Annotated in this window: 2 protein-coding genes; both read left to right on the forward strand. The window is 65.8% G+C overall.

Annotation, left to right across the window (positions count from 1 at the left end):
• A partial coding sequence (locus LQV45_RS30335) for a carbonic anhydrase (RefSeq protein ID WP_230010927.1) occupies positions 1–516 on the forward strand: 516 nt, incomplete at its 5' end.
• A 71-nt stretch (positions 517–587) separates the two neighbouring features.
• Positions 588–1,692 (forward strand): class II fumarate hydratase (locus LQV45_RS30340; protein WP_230010929.1); only part of this gene is annotated, 1,105 nt, incomplete at its 3' end.

Below are 1,692 nucleotides of genomic sequence, written 5' to 3' on the forward strand. Positions count from 1 at the left end.
TCGCGACGCTCGTCGCTGGTTGAAAACCAGCACCCCTTCGCGGTGATCTTCGGTTGCGCCGACTCCAGGCTTGCCGCCGAAATCATCTTCGACCTCGGCCTCGGGGACGCCTTTGTGGTCCGCACCGCCGGCCAGGTGATCGACGACGCCGTGCTTGGCTCGCTGGAATACAGCGTCAGCGAACTGGACGTCCCGCTGATCGTCGTCCTGGGGCACGACAGTTGTGGTGCTGTCACTGCAACCAAGAACGCCGTGGAAACCGGCCAGATGCCGGTCGGTTTCATCCGCAGCCTGGTGGAGCGGATCACCCCGTCCGTGTTGACCTCGCTGCGTAACAATCAGACCGACGTCAACGACATGGTGGTCGAGAACGTCAAGCAGACCTCGCAGCGGCTGGTGGACAGTTCCCGGGTGATTTCGGGCGCAGTCGACAGCGGCCGCACCGCCGTGATCGGCCTCGCCTACAGCCTGGCTGACGGCCGGGCCGATCTCGTTTCCAGCATCGGCAGGCTGTAAACCCCGGCGCCCGGCCGTCGCAGCCTGCTCACGGTTTTCGGTGGGACTCCTACTCCCAATAAGCTAGCCCCATGACTTCCACAGATGAGTTGAACACCGAAGAGTTCCGCATTGAACACGACACGATGGGCGAAGTCCGCGTTCCCGTGAACGCCCTGTACCGCGCACAGACGCAGCGGGCAGTCGAGAACTTCCCCATCTCCGGCAAGACCCTGGAGCGCGCCCACATCGAAGCCCTGGCACGGGTGAAGAAGGCCGCCGCCCAGGCAAACGCAGAACTGGGGGTGCTCGACGGCGAGCTCGCCCAGGCGATTGCCGACGCAGCCGACCAGGTTGCGGCCGGCAAGTACGACGGCGACTTCCCGATTGACGTCTTCCAGACCGGCTCCGGCACGTCCTCGAACATGAACACCAACGAGGTCATCGCCGAGCTCGCCACGCGTGCCCTCACGTCTGCCGGAAGCGACAAGGTTGTCCACCCGAACGACCACGTCAATGCCTCGCAGTCCTCCAATGACGTCTTCCCCACGTCCGTCCACGTCGCCGCCACGTCCGCCCTGATCAACGATCTGATCCCGGCCCTCGGCTACCTGGCGGAGTCGCTGGAGCGCAAGGCCACCGAATTCAAGGACGTCGTGAAGTCCGGCCGCACGCACCTCATGGACGCCACCCCCGTCACGCTGGGCCAGGAGTTCGGCGGCTACGCCGCGCAGGTCCGCTACGGCATCGAGCGCATCAACGCCGCCCTCCCCCGCGTCGCCGAGGTCCCGCTTGGCGGCACCGCCGTGGGCACCGGCATCAACACGCCGGCCGGATTCCCGGAGCGCGTGATCGAACTGCTGGCGGCCGACACCGGACTGCCCCTGACCGAGGCCCGCGACCACTTCGAGGCCCAGGCCAACCGGGACGGCCTCATCGAAGCGTCCAGCCAGCTGCGCAACATCGCGATTTCCTTCATGAAGATCAACAACGACCTGCGCTGGATGGGCTCCGGCCCCAACACCGGCCTCGGCGAAATCGCCATCCCGGACCTGCAGCCGGGCTCGTCGATCATGCCGGGCAAGGTCAACCCCGTCATCTGCGAAGCCTCCATCATGGTCTGCGCACAGGTGATCGGCAATGACACCGCCATCGCGTGGTCCGGCACCAACGGCGCCTTCGAACTCAACGTCGGCA

The organism is Microbacterium sp. Bi128 (assembly GCF_918698205.1).